Source organism: Winogradskya humida (assembly GCF_016862215.1).
GTDB lineage: Bacteria > Actinomycetota > Actinomycetes > Mycobacteriales > Micromonosporaceae > Actinoplanes > Actinoplanes humidus.
Map to the genome: position 1 here is coordinate 1 of NZ_BOMN01000035.1, position 15,737 is coordinate 15,737.

Annotated in this window: 19 protein-coding genes and 3 tRNA genes; 16 read left to right on the plus strand and 6 right to left on the minus strand. The window is 67.7% G+C overall.

The window, feature by feature from the left end; genetic code table 11:
- The first annotated feature begins 493 nt into the window (after positions 1–493).
- The 4 genes from Ahu01nite_RS14965 (at position 494) to Ahu01nite_RS14980 (ending at position 3,614) form a co-directional block, all read left to right on the plus strand.
- Positions 494–1,339, plus strand: a complete 846-nt coding sequence (locus tag Ahu01nite_RS14965) for an MEDS domain-containing protein (RefSeq protein WP_203837123.1) — start codon at positions 494–496, stop codon at positions 1,337–1,339.
- Complete coding sequence (locus Ahu01nite_RS14970) at positions 1,326–1,805, plus strand: ATP-binding protein (protein ID WP_203837124.1); 480 nt, start codon at positions 1,326–1,328, stop codon at positions 1,803–1,805. The genes Ahu01nite_RS14965 and Ahu01nite_RS14970 overlap by 14 nt, the downstream gene beginning before the upstream one ends.
- 13 nt (positions 1,806–1,818) lie before the next feature.
- The gene (locus Ahu01nite_RS14975) at positions 1,819–2,616 is read left to right on the plus strand and encodes a serine hydrolase domain-containing protein (RefSeq protein ID WP_239158854.1); all 798 of its coding nucleotides are present in this window, start codon (positions 1,819–1,821) and stop codon (positions 2,614–2,616) included.
- A 137-nt stretch (positions 2,617–2,753) separates the two neighbouring features.
- Positions 2,754–3,614 (plus strand): hypothetical protein, encoded by an 861-nt coding sequence (locus Ahu01nite_RS14980; RefSeq protein ID WP_203837125.1) that lies wholly within the window; start codon positions 2,754–2,756, stop codon positions 3,612–3,614.
- A 156-nt stretch (positions 3,615–3,770) separates the two neighbouring features.
- Here the strand turns inward: Ahu01nite_RS14980 and Ahu01nite_RS14985 are convergent, their stop codons facing one another.
- The gene (locus Ahu01nite_RS14985) at positions 3,771–5,105 is read right to left on the minus strand and encodes a cryptochrome/photolyase family protein (RefSeq protein ID WP_203837126.1); all 1,335 of its coding nucleotides are present in this window, start codon (positions 5,103–5,105) and stop codon (positions 3,771–3,773) included.
- 9 nt (positions 5,106–5,114) lie between these two features.
- Positions 5,115–6,020: a phytoene/squalene synthase family protein gene (locus tag Ahu01nite_RS14990; RefSeq protein WP_203837127.1), complete on the minus strand. Its 906-nt coding sequence runs from the start codon at positions 6,018–6,020 to the stop codon at positions 5,115–5,117.
- A gap of 83 nt (positions 6,021–6,103) precedes the next feature.
- On the opposite strand from Ahu01nite_RS14990, the gene Ahu01nite_RS14995 reads away from it, so the two are divergent.
- From Ahu01nite_RS14995 to Ahu01nite_RS15045, 11 genes are all read left to right on the plus strand, one after another.
- On the plus strand, positions 6,104–7,219 hold the full coding sequence (locus Ahu01nite_RS14995; RefSeq protein ID WP_203837128.1) for a polyprenyl synthetase family protein: 1,116 nt from the start codon (positions 6,104–6,106) through the stop codon (positions 7,217–7,219).
- Between the two features lie 18 nt (positions 7,220–7,237).
- Positions 7,238–8,740: a phytoene desaturase family protein gene (gene crtI / locus Ahu01nite_RS15000; RefSeq protein ID WP_203837129.1), complete on the plus strand. Its 1,503-nt coding sequence runs from the start codon at positions 7,238–7,240 to the stop codon at positions 8,738–8,740.
- Positions 8,737–9,324 carry an isopentenyl-diphosphate Delta-isomerase gene (gene idi, locus Ahu01nite_RS15005; protein WP_203837130.1) on the plus strand — a complete coding sequence of 196 codons (588 nt, stop codon included), beginning with the start codon at positions 8,737–8,739 and terminating at the stop codon, positions 9,322–9,324. Before crtI ends, idi begins: the two co-directional genes overlap by 4 nt.
- The gene (locus tag Ahu01nite_RS15010) at positions 9,314–10,315 is read left to right on the plus strand and encodes a MerR family transcriptional regulator (protein WP_203837131.1); all 1,002 of its coding nucleotides are present in this window, start codon (positions 9,314–9,316) and stop codon (positions 10,313–10,315) included. The genes idi and Ahu01nite_RS15010 overlap by 11 nt, the downstream gene beginning before the upstream one ends.
- Before the next feature lie 199 nt (positions 10,316–10,514).
- Positions 10,515–10,587, plus strand: a tRNA-Glu gene (locus tag Ahu01nite_RS15015).
- Positions 10,588–10,656: 69 nt separating this feature from the next.
- Positions 10,657–10,733: transfer RNA gene (locus Ahu01nite_RS15020), tRNA-Asp, on the plus strand.
- A 33-nt stretch (positions 10,734–10,766) separates the two neighbouring features.
- Positions 10,767–10,843 (plus strand) — tRNA-Phe (locus Ahu01nite_RS15025).
- A 611-nt stretch (positions 10,844–11,454) separates the two neighbouring features.
- On the plus strand, positions 11,455–11,595 hold the full coding sequence (locus Ahu01nite_RS15030; protein WP_239158862.1) for a type II toxin-antitoxin system HicA family toxin: 141 nt from the start codon (positions 11,455–11,457) through the stop codon (positions 11,593–11,595).
- Positions 11,592–11,807 (plus strand): type II toxin-antitoxin system HicB family antitoxin, encoded by a 216-nt coding sequence (locus Ahu01nite_RS15035; RefSeq protein ID WP_203837133.1) that lies wholly within the window; start codon positions 11,592–11,594, stop codon positions 11,805–11,807. Before Ahu01nite_RS15030 ends, Ahu01nite_RS15035 begins: the two co-directional genes overlap by 4 nt.
- A 451-nt stretch (positions 11,808–12,258) precedes the next feature.
- Positions 12,259–12,654: an ATP-binding protein gene (locus Ahu01nite_RS15040; RefSeq protein ID WP_239158855.1), complete on the plus strand. Its 396-nt coding sequence runs from the start codon at positions 12,259–12,261 to the stop codon at positions 12,652–12,654.
- Between the two features lie 16 nt (positions 12,655–12,670).
- Complete coding sequence (locus tag Ahu01nite_RS15045) at positions 12,671–12,994, plus strand: STAS domain-containing protein (protein ID WP_203837135.1); 324 nt, start codon at positions 12,671–12,673, stop codon at positions 12,992–12,994.
- 3 nt (positions 12,995–12,997) lie between these two features.
- Here the strand turns inward: Ahu01nite_RS15045 and Ahu01nite_RS15050 are convergent, their stop codons facing one another.
- The 4 genes from Ahu01nite_RS15050 to Ahu01nite_RS15065 all read right to left on the minus strand — a co-directional run bounded on the left by Ahu01nite_RS15050 (position 12,998) and on the right by Ahu01nite_RS15065 (position 15,357).
- On the minus strand, positions 12,998–14,035 hold the full coding sequence (locus Ahu01nite_RS15050) for an SGNH/GDSL hydrolase family protein (protein WP_203837136.1): 1,038 nt from the start codon (positions 14,033–14,035) through the stop codon (positions 12,998–13,000).
- A gap of 105 nt (positions 14,036–14,140) precedes the next feature.
- On the minus strand, positions 14,141–14,485 hold the full coding sequence (locus Ahu01nite_RS51355) for an HAD family hydrolase (RefSeq protein WP_203837173.1): 345 nt from the start codon (positions 14,483–14,485) through the stop codon (positions 14,141–14,143).
- 12 nt (positions 14,486–14,497) lie between these two features.
- Positions 14,498–14,890, minus strand: coding sequence for a hypothetical protein (locus Ahu01nite_RS15060; RefSeq protein ID WP_203837137.1), 393 nt, complete (start codon positions 14,888–14,890; stop codon positions 14,498–14,500).
- Between the two features lie 47 nt (positions 14,891–14,937).
- Positions 14,938–15,357 carry a hotdog fold thioesterase gene (locus Ahu01nite_RS15065; RefSeq protein WP_239158856.1) on the minus strand — a complete coding sequence of 140 codons (420 nt, stop codon included), beginning with the start codon at positions 15,355–15,357 and terminating at the stop codon, positions 14,938–14,940.
- 128 nt (positions 15,358–15,485) lie between these two features.
- Here Ahu01nite_RS15065 and Ahu01nite_RS15070 point away from each other — a divergent pair, with 128 nt between their 5' ends.
- Positions 15,486–15,734: a hypothetical protein gene (locus tag Ahu01nite_RS15070; RefSeq protein WP_203837138.1), complete on the plus strand. Its 249-nt coding sequence runs from the start codon at positions 15,486–15,488 to the stop codon at positions 15,732–15,734.
- Positions 15,735–15,737 lie beyond the last annotated feature (3 nt).

Sequence of the window (15,737 nt, forward strand, 5' to 3'; positions counted from 1 at the left end):
AAAACTTGCCGCCCAGCTAGGCGACCCGCTCCCGGGGCACTCGTTCAACTTTACTAGGTCTTCCTGGCCGTGTCAACCGGTTTCTCCCGGTTGGTGCCGTTCGTACCTAGCGCACCCTTCGTCCCGAGCTCGTCACGGGCTGCGCAGGGCAGCATCGCTACGATCTCGAAGTTCGAAGGATTTGGAAGGACGGCCGGTAGCTGATCTCCCTGACCCGGTCACTGGCTTCCCAGTTTTCCGTCTCAGTTCGCTTCGCTTGCCTCGCCCGTTTCCCTTCCGGCTCGCAAAACATTACCCGTTGGTTTCCTGGGCTCCAAATCGGCCCCCCGGGTTTCCAGCTGCAGGGTTTTGACCTGGGAAGACGCGAATCGGGTCGACGCGGCCGGCGACGCGGCGTCTCAAATACGGGTACGCAGCGTAAGCGCCGGACCGGGCCGGTGCGTGAGCGTTGTGGCCAGAGGGTAGGAAGTAGGGACCTGATGAGGGAGGACTCATGGTTGCCACCACACCGGTGGATCGGCTCGCACCGGGCGATCATGCGTGCCTGACCTACTCGGACACCGAGGAGCGGCTGGACATCCTCGCCGCGTTCATCACCGCTGCCAGAGCACGTGGCGACCGTACGGTCTGCTTCTCGGAGAAGGCCGACGAGCTCCGGGCCGCCCTGCTGGACCGCGGCGTGGACGAGGGGTTCGCCGTCACACCGGTGGATCAGCTCTGGGGTGCGCGGAAAGCCCCGGACGCCGAGACGATGGTTGAGCTGCTCGCGCGGGAGCTCCGGGCGGCGATCCGTGACGGGCACCGAGGGCTGAGTATCACCGCGGACATGTGCTGGGCGTCGCGTCCACAGGCGAACGCCGAACAGCTGCTCGTCTTCGAGTCCGCGGTCGGCGGGCTTTTCGAGGGCGGCCGGTTCACGGCGATCTGCGAGTACGACCGGGAGAGCTTCGACCCGGTGACCCTGGGATACGCGGCACGCGTACATCCGCGGACGGTGGCGGCGACGGTTTATCACGAGGACGCGGTGCTGCGGATCTGCAGACAGCACGTGCCTCCGGGCGTACGTGTGGCTGGGGAGCTGGATTACACGCGGGCGCAGGCTCTGACCGATGCCCTGGCCGAAGCGGTCCGCCTTGACCGTGACATCCATCTGAACCTCAACCAGCTGGCGTTCATCGACGCCGGCGCTGCCGCGGTCATCCTGCGCACCGCCGCCGGGCTCCCCGACCAGCGCCGGATGGTGGTGGTCTGCGGTGAACCGATCGAACGGACGCTGACGATCGCCGGCGCCGCAGAAGTCCCTGCGCTACGGATGCTGGTTCGCCATGGTGAACACTGAGAGGACCGGCTCCGTGCCGGGCCGGAACACACCGAATCCCCCACCCCGAGCCGCCCAACCCAGAAGTCGGTCCCGCTCGGAGGTTCCGCGCCGGCTGATCGACCAGACCTTCAACCGCAATGATCTGTACGCCCTGCGCAGCGCGGTCGGCGCGCACGTGACCCAGGTCGCGGACGAGCGTACGGCTGAGGATGTCGTTCTGATCGTCCATGAGCTGTGCAGCAACGCTGTCCGGCACGGCGGTGGCTCCGGGCGGCTGCAGGTCTGGGTTGCCGGGGGCGCGCTGCACTGCGAGATCAGCGACAGTGGCCCGGGGTTCGCGCAGCCGGGGCTGGTGGGCCAGGCCCTGCCGGCGCCGTCGCTGCCCGGGGGTCGCGGGCTGTGGATCGCGCGCAAGATGTCGGATCTGCGCATCGTCTCGGATGACTCCGGCACCACCGTCACGGCGACGATCGCGCTGCGGTGACGGTCGGACTCCAGTGACGGGATTCGACTCGGTACGTGAGGCGTTCGCGGCGCATCCGAGTGACGGTTCGGCGTTGTGCGTTCTCCGGGACGGCGAGGTCGTCGTGGACCTGCACGAGGGCCGGCGCGATGCCGCGCGCACCCGGCCGTGGGATGCGCGGACGCTGGTCAACGTCTACTCCGTGGGCAAGCCGGTGATCGCCCTGGCGGTTCTGTTGCTGGTGGAACGCGGCCTGATCGGTCTGGACGATCCGATGGCGCGGCACTGGGCGGATTTCAAGGCCGAGGTTTCGGTACGCCAGGTGCTGACCCACACGTCCGGCCTGGTGACGTTCCCCAAGACCCGGGATTCGTCCGCATGGAGTGACTGGGAGCTGCTCTGCGCCGATCTTGCCGACGCCGAGCAGGAGTGGCCACCGGGGACGGTCGCCGCGGAGCACGCGCTGACGTACGGGCATCTGCTCGGTGAGCTCGTGCGCCGGGTCACCGGACGCGACCCCGGCGAGTTCGTCAGCGCGGAGATCGCCCGGCCGTGGCGGCTCGATTTCGGCTTCGGGCTCGGTGCGGCCGATTCGGATCGGTGCGCTGAACTGGTGTGGGGTAAATCCTCGACGGCCGTCGTCTGCTCAGCAGCTCCCTCGTCGACGAAATGGTCTCGCCCCAATTCCGGGGAGTGGACCGCTATATCGGCCGCGAGACGACCTGGGGTCTCGGGGTGCAGATCGAGAGTGACGGGACCTGGGGCATGGGCGGTCTCGGTGGCAGTGCTGCGTGGGCGGACCCGGGCCGCGGCCTGGCGATCGGCTTCGTGACCCGGTGTCTGGACGACTTCGCCCGGGTTGACGCGATCGAGACCGCGATCCAGTCGTTGTGACTTCTCATCTGGCCCGCCACCTGACCGATTCTGAACCCCCGCGGAAGAGGAATCACCAAGGTAAAGGGGGCGGTCATGAGGGGGCGATGGCAGACAGGGCTGGTGGCTGCCATCCTCATGGCCGCTGCTCTGGCGCTGCCCGGGGCTTCGTCCGCGGGCAGCGCCGGTCTTACCGCCGCACCGGCCGGCACCCGGGCCATGTGGGTCTGGGGAAATCAGCCGTCAGCCGAGATCGTGCAGTGGGCGGCGGCTCAGCGGGTGTCGGAGATCTTCGTCTATGTGGCGCCCGACGTGCTCACCAACGGCGATCTCGAGCGCATGCAGGAGATGAAGGAGCGGGCCGACCCGCTGCGGATCAAGCTTCGGGCGCTCGGTGGCGACCCCGCGTGGGTCAGCAATCAGGCGGCCGCGTTGTCCTGGCAGCGAACCGTGGTGTCGACCGGGCTCTTCGCCGGCATTCACCTGGACGTGGAGCCGTACCTCACGGATGGTTGGACTGATGATCTGAACGGGACGCTCACGGCGTACCTGAAACTGCTCGCCAGAATGCGGGCGGCGAGCACCCTTCCGCTCGAGGCGGATGTGCCTTTCTGGTTCGGTGAGTACAAGGTCGGTAACAGGAACCTCGCCGATGAGGTGCTGAAGCGGGTCAACGCGGTCACCGTGATGAGTTATCGCGACACCGGCACCGGCCCGAACTCGATCGTGGAGATCAGTCAGGACTGGCTGACCCGCGGTAAGGCGGCGGGTAAGCGCGTGCGGTTGGGCGCGGAGACCGAATCGCTCCCGGACTGCCCGCACTGCACATTCGCCGAGGAGGGTGCCGGCAGGTTGCGGGAGGAGCTGGCCAAGGTGGATGCGGCGACGCGCAGAACGGCGGCGTTCGCGGGAATCGCCGTACACCGATATGGGACCTGGCGCGCGCTCCCGGCCTGATATACACGTCCGTGGAAGCGCTCCCGAATTTTGCCGGGAGAGGTTTTCGACCGCCATCCGGCGGGCAGGTTGTCGCGGGTCCTACCGGCCATCAACGGACGAACGCAACAAGTCGGCAGGACCCGCTTTCCGCTCCGGCGAACCGAAGTGGAAACCTCACGGCCGCAACCAGACCGCCTCGTCGCGATGCGATTCCAGCGGTCCCGGGTAGTCGAGGCCTGAACGCACCGTATCGGGCAGACGCCAGGGCTGGTGCACAGCCTTACCCCGAACCGACTTCAACTCCGGCACGTAGCGACGAACGTACTCGCCGTCAGGGTCGAAGCGCTCCCCCTGACGGATGGGATTGAAACGCCGGTAGGGCTTGGTGTCGTTGCCGGTGCCGGCGACCCACTGCCAGTTGCCCGAATTGTTGGCCACGTCGCCGTCGTTGAGCCAGCGGAAGAACCATTTCACGCCCTCGCGCCAGTCGAGGTCGAGGTGCTTGGTCAGGAACGCGGCCGTGATCAGCCGGGCGCGGTTGTGCATCCAGCCCTCGGCCATCAGCTGGCGCATCCCGGCGTCGACCACGGGCACCCCGGTCAGCCCGTCCTTCCAGTGCTGCAACGCGTCCGGGTCGTTGCGCCACTCGCGATCGCCCGACTCGCGGTAGGCGGTCGTCGAGATCCTGGGGAACGAGTAGGTCACCTGATAGTAGAAATCACGCCAGCAGAGCTGCCGGACAAAGGCAGCGGATCCGGGACCGTCCTTCTCCCGCGCGGCGTTCGCCACGGCCAGGGGAGACAGACAACCGAAACGGAGGTACGCGCTGAGCCGCGAAGTTCCGTCCGCGGGCATGTCATCGTGCAGCTCGTCGTACGGGCCGAGGTGCCCCAGCCAGTTCTTGAGCCGTCGACGCCCCTCGGTCTCACCGCCGTCGACCGCCTCCGGCGATTCCCCGGCCGGTGGCGGCGGCAGCTTCCCGGCGTTCACGTCAGCCGGGAGCGTGATCTTGCGGGGGGTGGCCACCTCATCGCGCCACTTCGCCGACTCCCAGGAGCGGTAGTACGGCGAGAAGACTTTGTAGTAGGCGCCGCCACCGCCGGGGCGTACGTCGCCGGGAGCCAGGACATTGGTGCCCGGGAAGAGCTTGAGCGAGATGCGGTGCCGCTCGCACTCCTCCTGCAACTGCTGCTCGCGACGCCGCGCGTAGGCGCTGACGTCCTGGGTGAGCGCGACACCGTCGGCCTCGACCTCGCCGGCCAGGCGGATCGTCTCGGCGACCGGGTCACCCTCGCGGATGACCAGGTCGCCGCCGCGCGCCCGGAGGCTCTCGCGCAGGTCGGCCAGGCTCTGGTGCAGGAAACGGGCCCGGTTGGGCGAGAGCTGCTGCAACTTCGGGTCCAGCACAAACAGCGGCACGATGGTCTCGGCGTTGGCGCAGGCCGAGGCGAGTGCCGGGTTGTCGTGGATGCGCAGGTCACGGGTGAAGAGCACGATTGCCGTACGCATATCTGCCTCTCAGCCTCGCACCAGAGCGGGCAGCGGGGTCCCGGACCTGGTCAGCAGTGAGCGGGCCGCCACCCGGGCCCGGGTCTGGTTGGGAACCGTGGCGCGGCGCACGAAGACGTCGTAGTCGGCGGCGACAACCTCGTCGAGGATGCCCGCATAGAGCTGGTACGCCGTCCGCATGCAGGCCTGCGACCCGGGCAGGAGCAGCGGGATGCCGGGCGCCGCGGCCGCGTAGTGCTCGTCGGCGCGGGCCACTTCGGCCTTGATCAGAGCCTTGATCGCGGGTGTCGAGCGGCCAGCGGCGCGGGCCGCGAGCAGGTCGTCGCGCGTCACCCCGAACTCGGCGAGGTGCTCGTCGGGCAGGTAGGTGCGACCACGGTCGAGGTCCTCGCCGACGTCGCGGATGAAGTTGGTCAGCTGGAACGCGATGCCGAGCTGCCGGGCGGGCTCACGGGCCGCGGCCGGGTCGCTCGAGCCGAGGATCGGCAGCATCATCGTGCCGATGACCGCCGCGGAGCCCTCCATGTATTCGAGCAGGTCATCGTAGGTGGCGTAGGACGTCACTGTGAGATCCATCGCCATGCTGTGCAGAAACGAGTCGAAGTCGTCGACGCTCAGGTCGAAGACCGCGATCGTGTGCAGCACCGCGGGCAGCAGCGGGTCGTCGCCGCGCTCGCCACGCAGGCCGGCAACGAACCGGTCGGACCACTCGGTCAGCAGTGCGGCCCGTTCGGCGGGCGGCAGCTCTTCGGTGCGGTCGACGATCTCGTCGGCGTAGCGCGTGAACCCGTACAGAGCGTGGACATGACGGCGCTTCCATGCGGGTAGTAGGCGGGTGGCCAGGTAGTAGGTGCGGCCGTGGCTGCGGTGCAGCTGGCGGCACCGTTCGTAGGCGGCTTCAAGGTCCGTCTCCACGTTCCCACCCTCAGTTGTATCGACTCAGCATTTAAATCGACTCAGCAATCGACGCAACAGGCAGCCTACGGTAATCTCGGCGCGTGGCCAACGACATCCTCGCCGGAAAATCCCGGGGTGGAATACCTCGTCAACCGCTCCCGGCGCTCGCCGCGGAGGGGTTGCTGAAGGCTGTCGAGGGCACGCTGGAGGACTTCCTCGCCCACCAGGTCACGGCGCTCGACGAGGTCGACCCCGACCTGGGCGGGTTCGCCCGCACCACCCGGGATCTCGTGCTCGCCGGCGGCAAGCGGCTCCGGCCGACGTTCGCCTACTGGGGCTGGCGCGGTGTCATCGGCACCAACGAGCCCATCGGCCAGGTCCTGCCGGCCCTCGGCGCCCTCGAGCTGATGCACACCTTCGCCCTGGTCCACGACGACGTGATGGACGAGTCGGTGACCCGTCGCGGCCGGCCCACCGCTCATCGGCTCTTCGCAGCGCAGCACCGCGACGCCGGGCGGATCGGCGACGCGACGCGCTTCGGGGCCTCCTCGGCGATCCTCGTCGGCGACCTCTGCCTCGTCTGGGCCGACCAGCTGCTTGCCCAGACCGCCCTGACCACGGCGACGCTCTTCGCGGTCCGTGCCTGCTACGACCGGATGCGTATCGAGGCCGTCGCGGGGCAGTATCTCGACGTGCTCGGCGAGAACCAGCCCGCGCAGTGGTCACTCGACCAGGCTCTGCTCGTGGCTCGCTACAAGACCGCGAGCTACACGGTGCAGCGTCCGTTGCAGTTCGGCCTCGCGCTCGCCGGGCGGTCGCGCGACGAGACCGGCGCGATCGACGAGGCCTACCACCGCTACGGGATCGCGGTGGGCGAGGCGTTCCAGCTCCGCGACGATCTGCTCGGGGTCTACGGCGACCCGGCGGTCACCGGCAAACCGGCCAGCGACGATCTGCGTACCGGGAAGCCCACCGCTCTTCTGATGATCGCCCAGCAACTGGGCGCGTCCTTCGACCTGGAAACACCGGCGACGGCTGATCAACTCGAGCATCAGGCCGAGATCATCGTCGAGACCGGGGCCGTCGCCCAGGTCGAATCACTGATTCTGCAACGTGTCGAGCAGGGGGTCGCCGCGCTGGCCGGCGCTCCCATCCACGACGACGCGCGGGCCGCGCTCACCGAACTCGCCGTCACGGCAACCCACCGACCGGCATGACCCCCTGGAGCTGTTGACGTGCGAAAAGTAACCGGAGCTACCGATCACGTGGTCGTGGTCGGGGCCGGACTCGGCGGACTGGCATGCGCGCTGCACCTGGCCGCGGCCGGGCGACAGGTCACCGTCGTCGAACGCGAGTCCGTCCCGGGCGGCCGAAACGGGCGGCTCGCCGTCGACGGCTATCAGTTCGACACCGGACCCACGGTGCTGACCATGCCGGAGCTGATCGAGGAGCCGCTGGCCGCCGTCGGCGAGAAGCTGTCGGACTGGCTGGAGTTGACGCCGGTCGACCCCGCGTACCGCGCGTACTACCCCGACGGATCCACGCTGGACGTGCTCACCGACACCGTCCGGATGGCCGCCGAGATCTCCCGCGTCTGCGGACCCCGCGAGGCCGACGGATACCTGCGGTTCGTGGAGTTCGCCCGGCAGCTGTGGAAGCTCGAGCGGGACAACTTCATCGACCGGAACCTCGACAGCCCCGTCGACCTGATGAACCTCAACGTCGTCAAACTGCTGGGCATGGGGGCGTTCCGGCGGCTCCAGCCGAAGATCAACCAGTACTTCCGCGATCCGCGTACCCAACGGATCTTCTCCTTCCAGGCCATGTACGCAGGCCTGGCGCCGCACGACGCCCTCGCGATCTACGCGGTCATCGCGTATCTCGACTCCGTCGCCGGGGTGTACTTCCCGAAGGGCGGCATGCACGCGGTGCCCCGGGCACTGGCGGGCGCGGCCGAGAAGCACGGCGTGCAGTTCCGCTACGACACCACCGTGACCCGCGTCGACATCTCCAACGGGCGCGCCACGGGTGTGATCACCAACACGGGCGAGCGCATCCCGGCCGACGTGGTCGTGCTCAACCCGGACCTCCCGATCGCCTACCGCGATCTGCTCCCGGAGACGAAGCGGACGCGCAAGCTCGTCTACTCGCCGTCGTGCGTGGTGCTGCACATCGGGTCGGACCGCACCTACTCGAAGATCGCCCACCACAACATCCACTTCGGATCCGCGTGGAAGGGCACGTTCGACGAGGTCATCCATCAGGGGCTGCTCATGAGTGACCCGTCCCTGCTGGTCACCAACCCGAGCCGCACCGACCCCGGCGTCGCCCCGGAAGGCCGGCAGACCTACTACGTGCTGGCCCCCACCCCCAACCTCGACAAGGCACCCTTCGACTGGAAGGGCGGGCTCGGCCGGCGGTACGCGGATGAGCTGCTGGGCGTCCTCGAACAGCGCGGCTACATCGGCTTCCGGGACGGTGTTGAGGTGGAACGGATCGTCACCCCGGACGACTGGGCCGAGCAGGGCATGGCGGCGGGCACCCCGTTCGCCTCGTCACACACGTTCGCGCAGACCGGACCGTTCCGCCCCGGCAATCTCCACCCGACACTGCCCAATGTGGTGTTCACGGGTTCTGGGACGCAGCCGGGTGTGGGCGTACCCATGGTATTGATCTCTGGAAAGCTGGCAGCGAGCCGCGTGGTCGGTCCACTGCAAGGGGAAGGGGTCCGGCTGTGAGTGTCCCGCTCGCACGGGAGGGGCACCTCGTCGAGCTCGTCGACCCGGACGGTCTCGCCGTCGGACAGACCACGGTCGACGAGGCACACCGCGCTCCGGGCCGGCTGCACCGGGCCTTCTCCGTCTTCCTGCTCGACCCCGAGGGCCGCGTGCTGGTCCAGCAGCGGGCGGCAACCAAGACCCGCTTCCCGCTGCGCTGGGCCAACACGTGCTGCGGGCACCCACTGCCCGGCGAGGCCCTCCCGGTGGCCGCTGAACGTCGCCTGCACGAGGAGATCGGCCTTTCGGGCGTCTCGCTGTCCGAGGTCGGCGTGTACTCCTATTACGCGGAGGATCCGACAACCGGCCGGGTGGAGTACGAGTACGACCACGTCCTGCTCGGTCACGTTCCCACCGCCTTCGACGAGGGCGTCGTCGCCGATCCCGACGAGGTGGCAGACCTGCGCTGGGTCTCCCTCGACGAGCTCACCACAGCGATCATGAACGACCCCCGGGCCCACGCCCCCTGGCTGCCCGGCGTCACCGAGCGACTCCAACGCTTCCTCGAAGCCGACGACACCGCGGAGTGGTCAGGTGGCCGATGAGGCCCTGACGGCCGGAGCAGTCGCCCGCCGTTTGGGCGTCGCCGTCACCACTCTGCGTACCTGGCACCAGCGCTACGGCCTGGGCCCCAGCCATCACGTCCCTGGCCAGCACCGGCGCTACACCCCCGAGGACCTTGAACGCCTCCAGGTGATGCGGCGGCTCACCGGGCAGGGCGTGGCGCCGGCTGAGGCCGCTGCATGGGCAAGGCGCGTTCCCATACCCCTGGACCCCGGGCCGGTTTCTGAGCCGTCTTTGGTGCCGGCTTCGGTCCCGGCTTCGGTCCCGGCTTCGGTCTCGCCTGAGGTCGCTTGGCCCGAGGTTGCTGATGGGCTGAGGGTCACTGCCCGTGATGGGGGCGGGCATACGATTCGTACGGGTAGAGCTGGGCCGGTCGCCCGGGGAGCGGCCCGCGCGGCCATGCGACTCGACGCCCCGGCCCTGCGCGACATTCTCGAGATGAACGTGGCCAACCATGGTGTCATCGCCACCTGGGACGAGGTCATCACACCGATCCTGATCGGCGTCGGCGAACGCTATGAGGCGACCGACCGCTACATCGAAGTCGAGCACCTGGTCTCACGTACCGTCACCGAAGTCTTGAGCATGGTGAGCCGGCCCGCGAGCAACCTCGTGCCTCGCGTGATGCTCGCGGCGGCTGATGAGGAACAGCACACGTTGCCGTTGGAGGCGCTGGCTGCGGCTCTCGCTGAGACGGGGGTGCCTTGTCGGTTCCTGGGACCGCGGGTGCCTCCACGGGCGCTGGCTGAGGCTGTGGCCCGGACCGGACCGGTTGCGGTCGTTCTCTGGTCGCAGCTGCCGCAGACGGGGGATGTCTCTCAGTGGGAGCACCTTCTCACGGGTAGACACAGCCCTTTGCTGGTCGCGGCTGCTGGGCCCGGGTGGCCTGCCGAGCTTCCTGATGGGGTGGTGCGGCTGGGCACGCTGGCTGAGGGCGTGCGTATGGTCTCCGCGGCCGCTGCCACACATTGACGTGTGGCGCCGGGCACACTCTGCGTCTCACGCGCCCCGGGCAGGCGGTGTTTATGCAGTTCAGGACGCTTGCCAAGGAGCCTGCGATACCGGTTTGGATGACAGGGCAGCCATCACGTATGCTTTTGGAGCCTCAAGCGGGGCCGCCCGGTTGGGGCTTACGCCGCAGCAGTTGCGAATGTGCAATGATGGCGAAGTTGCCCTCATCGTCTAGTGGCCTAGGACGCCGCCCTTTCAAGGCGGTAGCACGGGTTCGAATCCCGTTGGGGGTACGGACCGGCAACGGTCAGCATGTGCAAGAATGAGTACCAGCAACACCGAGCAGTAAAAAGTAGTAGCAAGGTCCTGTGGAGCAGTTGGAGTGCTCGCCGCCCTGTCAAGGCGGAGGTCGCGGGTTCAAGTCCCGTCAGGACCGCCATAAAGCCAGCCGCAATCACCATCGAGCGGCAACGGCCAGGTAGCTCAGTTGGTACGAGCGTCCGACTGAAAATCGGAAGGTCGGCGGTTCGACCCCGCCCCTGGCCACCAAGCCTCTCGCCGGGCTTTGAGCATCGCCCACCTGCGGAAACGCCGGGTGGGCGTTTTGCTGTCCAGACTGCCGACCGCACTTCCTGTCGACACAGGTCTCCTGTGGTCACGTTCCTAGGCGCCCGCCGTCACTGCGTTGTCAGCCAACTCAGCGCCGCGGCCGCAGCAGTCGCCCGCCGCGGCCGCAGCAGTCGCCCGCCGCGGCCGCAGCAGTCGCCCGTCGCAGAAAAGATTCTGGGCACGAGGACGCCAGAAGCCTCCACCCTTGGCCGGATGACGCAAGGTCCTCAAAGGCTGCACTACATTTCGCGACATCGTCGGCTTGCACAGACTGCGCCCATGGGTTGTCATGAGACCAGGTGGCATGAGAACATATGTGCGCTTCAGAGCAACCTGTCTTGAACGATTCGCTTTTTATTGGCGACAGACATTTGCACGCCTTGGATCGCTGCGACCAGAGGGCCGTTCAGCCCCGTCTACGCCGGCGACGCGCGTGCTCACGCTGCACGTCTTCCCCGTTGGTTCCCCGGTGAAGGGTGAGAGATGGTATGCCGTTAAAGGTGCGCGAGATCATCCGAGCGATCGAAACAGACGGCTGGGAGTTGGTGGGCATGCGGGGAAGCCACCGGCAGTACAAACACCCGATCAAACCTGGACGAGTCACCATCGCCGGAAAACCAAGCCGGGACTTGCCGCCGGGCCTGGAGCGAAGCATCCTGAGACAAGCTGGTCTGACAGGGGGCAATCAGTGAGCGCATACGCAGTGATCATCGAGCGTGCCGAGGACGGCGGGTTCGGTGCCTGGTCGCCAGACCTTCCTGGTTGTGTTGCGCTGGGCGACTCTCGCGAGGACGCGTTAGCCGAGATGCGCGAGGCCATCGCTTTCCACCTGGACGGTTTACGGGAGGCCGGTGAGCCGGTGCCGACGCCGACCGCCGAAGCTGTGGATCTGTTCGCGGCCTGACGCACGACAAGCCACGCTGGCGACTCGGACGGCGGTTACAGGCTCGACGAAGCAAACGCCACCGTCACCCGCCCTCAGGTAAGCCCGTGGCTCGCCGCCGCCTGCCATCCCGAACAGGGGCGGGCGAGGACCACGTCGCAGATAGCTACCACGGGCGGGGCGATTTCCATGGGCGTGGGCGGTGAGCACTGAACAGGGAAGTCCACATCAGATTTTCGGCCTGGGCCGGCTTTCTTGACCGACATCTCGGGCGTTGCGCCGCCGATCACCATGAGTGGATCATCCAGAGTTTGCGTTGAGTGTGTTGGCTACCCGCTGCGGGGTCTCGTAGCAAGCTGCCTCGCGAACTGGGCTGACGGACCTGATTCCCAACCCAGAGGAGAGCGTGAACGGCCTGGTTAACGGGCAGTAGTGGGTAATGGCCTACTTGAAAGCGCAGAGTCCTCCCGCCATGACTGAGATTCGGCGGTGGGTGCTCGACAGTCCCGCGCAGCTGAAGATTTTGCGGGCTGCGTTGCATGAGGCTATTACCGGGCAGGTGCTGCCGGTGGGGGCTGTGCTGGATGAGATTCCCGAGAAGATGGTGCTGGTTGCTACGGAGCTGGCGACCAATGCGTTGCGGCACGGGTTGCCGCCTACCACGACGCGGCTGGGGCGGAACGGGGATCGGTTTGTGCTGGATGTGACCGATCATGCTCCGGAGGTTGTGCCTGAGTACAGCGAGGGGCGGGCGCTCGGGGCTGGGGGGCTGGGGTTGCAGTTGGCGAAGCAGTTCGCGCTTGATATCGGTTGGTATGTCGAATCAGATACGAAGCATGTGTGGGCTGAGTTCCCGCTGCCGGGCTGATTTAGGATCGCGGGAGTTGACCACTTCAGAGGTGTTCGTGACTGAGCCCAGCTACCAGATTGCCAGGGAGGCGAGCCGTGTTCGGCTCTCCGGCGATTTTGACATCAATGCCCGCGATGACCTGCGGGAAGCGCTTGAGGGAGCCGTCCGGGAGGACGGTGCCGCGGGAGTCGTCGTTGACTTCGCGGCGGCCGAATTCATGGACAGTGAGGCCTTGGGCGCGCTGATCGACGGGTTCAACGCCGGCCGGGCCGCCGGGGTGAAGATGTCGATCGTCAACGCCCACGGCATCGTGTTGCGGGTGCTTGACGTGTCCGGGGTGCTCGCGCTCTTCGACTGACCGCTAGACGTTCAGCAGGTTGCCGGGGCCGGCCCAGCGGCGGATGATGCGCTGGCGGGTGTGGAGCTTGCCGTTTACGCGTACGCGATAGGTCCGCTTTGTTTCTCGAAGTGTCTGCCATGCCCGGCTTCCGCTGCCCGTGGGACGCAGGACCCAGGTGCGGCAGTCGGTGCGGTGGGAGCCCGCGACCTTCGTGGCGAGGCAGCGCTTGGTGATGCTCATCCGGTACGGGTTGGCGCCGGTGTTGCCGGAGGTGTAGAAAACCCGGGACATCGCCTGGTACCAGTTCCACGCCATCTTGGAGTAGCCGAAGTCGTTCGGGTGGTGGAGGTCGTGCAGGTCGATGCCGCCGACCGAGGACTGGTCGACCACCGTGATCCGGTCGTCGTGCTTGCTCGCGACGACCCCCGGGATGAGGCTGTTGTAGATGCGGTCCTGGGCTGCCTCGTGGGGCACGCGGGACATGATGATCTGCGCGACGAAGAGCTGAGCCTCGGGGCGGTCGGCGCGGATCTGGTCGATCAGCGCGGACAGCTTGCGGGCGGTTGTGTACGGGCCCTCGCCCTGGGTGATGTTGTTGGTTCCGGCGTGCACCAGGACCACGTCCGGGCGGTAGGTGCTCAGCCAGGAATCCAGGTTCGCGGAGAGCTCGTCGATCGTCCAGCCACCGTGCCCCTCGTGGCTGATGTTGGTGCCCGTGCCGTCGGTCTGCGAACCCACGTAGTTGATCTCCATGCCGCCCTTGATGAGACGGTCGGCAAGATCCATCCGGTACGAGGACCGCGTCGGCGAACCGGTGCCGCGGGTGATCGAGTCGCCGAGCGGCATGACCCGGGTGGCCTCGTACGACTGGGCTCCCGCCATCCACGAGGTGGCAGGCGCCGGGGCTGCTGCCACCGCCGGGGCCACCGCGGGTGCCACGACGGCGGCGGCGATCTGCGGGGCCCCGACAAAAGTCGCCGCACCCGTCGCCAGCACACCGGTCAGCGCCAGCAGACCCAGCCGCCGGACGCCGCTCTTACCCTGCTCACGAACTCCCACGACAAGCCCCTCCCGATCACCTCAGACGTTCTGAAGTTCGGCCCGGAGCAGGGACGGACGATCACCAGTTGGTAGCCGTGGGTTGTGATCAAGGTGCGGGTGTTCTCAGAGCAGATCCAGGATCGCGGTCGCGCAGTCGTCGGCCGTGCGGGTGGGGCGAATCGGCAGGGACTCCGGCCACGGGCGGCCGCGGCGCAGCCACACCGTCCGGAGCCCGGCTGCGGCTCCCCCGGCGATGTCGTACTCCGGGTGGTCGCCGATCATCCAGCCGCCGTCGGCCAGGGAACGGCCCGCTGCCTCGGCGCCGAGCTCGAAGATGCGGCGGTCGGGCTTGCGGACGCCTGCGCCGCACCCACCGCCGGGTCGAAGCGCACGTGAGCCCCACGCCCGACCGCAGCTGGGTGAGAACGTCGTCGGCCGATTGAGCCTGGCCTGAATCCTGGCCGCCAGTTACGGCATCGCTCAGGCCGCGCGGTGGCGGAGGGTGGCGACCGTGGAGCCGGCGAGGGCGAGGAGGCAGTCGGGGAGTTGGCCGTCGGCGATGGCGGCGCCGAAGAGGGCTTCGCCGGTGGGGACGTCGCCGTTGACGTAGGCGCTGACGAAGCGGGCTACCCAGCGTTTGTCGTAGCGGGCGTCGTCGATTCCGGGGAAGTCGAGGGTCCAGCCGCCGCCCATGGGGATGTTCTGTCCGACCATGGTTGCTGCGAGACACCATGCGACGTCCCAGGCACCGACGACTCCCGAACGGTCGACGACCGCGTCGAAGGTGCCGACCACCGCGTCGCTGTCGCCGCTGAGCGCGCAGTCCAGCACCTGCGCAGCGTCGTCGAATGCGTGCTGTGGTACATCGGTCACGTCAAGAAAGGTACGCGGATCCGTCAAGAAACGCCGGGCCAGAGCGACTACGCGCCGCGGAGCAGGCAGGTGAGGCGGGCTGTGCAGACGCGGTCGCCGTCCTCGTCGGTGATGACGATCTCGTATGTGACCGCCGTGCGGCCCCGATGCACCGGCGTGGCGACACCCGTGACGGTGCCGGAGCGGACGCCCTTGTGGTGGGTGGCGTTGATGTCCACGCCCACCGCGAACGGGCGGTCGACCGTGGCGCCGTGCAGGACCGCGCCCACCGAGCCCAGGGTTTCGGCCAGCACGCAGGAGGCGCCGCCGTGCAGCAGGCCGTAGGGCTGGGTGTTTCCCTCCACCGGCATTGTCGCGACCACTCTTTCGGCGGTCGACTCGGTGATGTGGATGCCCATCCGCTCGGCGAGGGAGCCGACGCTCCCGTTACCGAAAAGGGCCTGCATGCCGTCCGCCGCGGTATTCACGTCGGCCTACGTTACCGGTGAGTTTCCTGGATTCCAGCGACTTCTGTCACAACTCAGGGGTGCGGTACTGGTTCAGGGCACCTACCTTGGGAGCGACCCAAGGCGACCCCCCCAGCGAGGAGACAGCAATGAGCGACCCCCAGGAGATCGTGGAGACCCGCGGGGACGACCGCGTCGATCTGCTCGCTAGCGACACCAACGGTGACGGCAAGCCCGACGTGTGGGTGTCCGACACCGATGGCGACGGCAAGCCCGACCTGTTCCAGTTCGACACGGACGGCGACGGCAAGGTCGACATCACGATGGTCGACCTTGATGAGGACGGCACCCCGGACACGATCGTGGACGGCGACGGCGGACACCCTCCGGTTGTCTGACCT

Excerpts from the sequence above, each read along its gene's own strand:
- Ahu01nite_RS14965 (WP_203837123.1), top strand. The coding sequence starts at position 494 with ATGGTTGCCACCACACCGGTGGATCGGCTCGCACCGGGCGATCATGCG.
- Ahu01nite_RS14970 (WP_203837124.1), top strand. The coding sequence starts at position 1,326 with ATGGTGAACACTGAGAGGACCGGCTCCGTGCCGGGCCGGAACACACCG.
- Ahu01nite_RS14980 (WP_203837125.1), top strand. The coding sequence starts at position 2,754 with ATGAGGGGGCGATGGCAGACAGGGCTGGTGGCTGCCATCCTCATGGCC.
- Ahu01nite_RS14985 (WP_203837126.1), bottom strand. The coding sequence starts at position 5,105 with ATGCGTACGGCAATCGTGCTCTTCACCCGTGACCTGCGCATCCACGAC.
- Ahu01nite_RS15030 (WP_239158862.1), top strand. The coding sequence starts at position 11,455 with ATGCGGGGAAGCCACCGGCAGTACAAACACCCGATCAAACCTGGACGA.
- Ahu01nite_RS15040 (WP_239158855.1), top strand. The coding sequence starts at position 12,259 with ATGACTGAGATTCGGCGGTGGGTGCTCGACAGTCCCGCGCAGCTGAAG.
- Ahu01nite_RS15070 (WP_203837138.1), top strand. The coding sequence starts at position 15,486 with ATGAGCGACCCCCAGGAGATCGTGGAGACCCGCGGGGACGACCGCGTC.